The organism is Niastella populi (assembly GCF_002078015.1).
GTDB classification, from domain to species: Bacteria; Bacteroidota; Bacteroidia; order Chitinophagales; family Chitinophagaceae; genus Niastella; species Niastella populi.
The window spans coordinates 1-352 of sequence record NZ_LWBP01000168.1 but is presented as its reverse complement, the minus strand read 5'-3'; the positions used below and the strand labels follow the sequence as shown (position 1 = coordinate 352).

Sequence of the window (352 nt, the reverse complement as noted above, 5' to 3'; positions counted from 1 at the left end):
TAATCAATTACCCAGTTATTTGCGGCTAACGCTTTTACTCCTTCCGGTTGTATTACACAGCGCAGGTTATTTAACTCATCATAGATATAGTAAGTACAGAGCCAGCCATCGATTTCTCTATCGCCTGATGGAATGTTGGCCGTACCATTATCTGCAAAACCAGTTAACTGCACTCTTTTTAATACAACTTTACCTTCCTTATCCTTAAACTCAATTACCTGTTTGCCATGCTCATCTACCGTTACATGCTTATATAATACTCCTGCCGGATAGGTGGCAGAAGTTGTATATGTTCCAAAACCATTACTTGTAGCACCCACATTCCAGATCCGTACAGCATCATTTGCGGTAT

Annotated in this window: 1 protein-coding gene; it reads right to left on the bottom strand. The window is 40.3% G+C overall.

Annotated features, from left to right (window positions below):
- The coding region (locus A4R26_RS34985) for a hypothetical protein (protein ID WP_165760275.1) at positions 1-352 on the bottom strand (352 nt) is incomplete at both ends.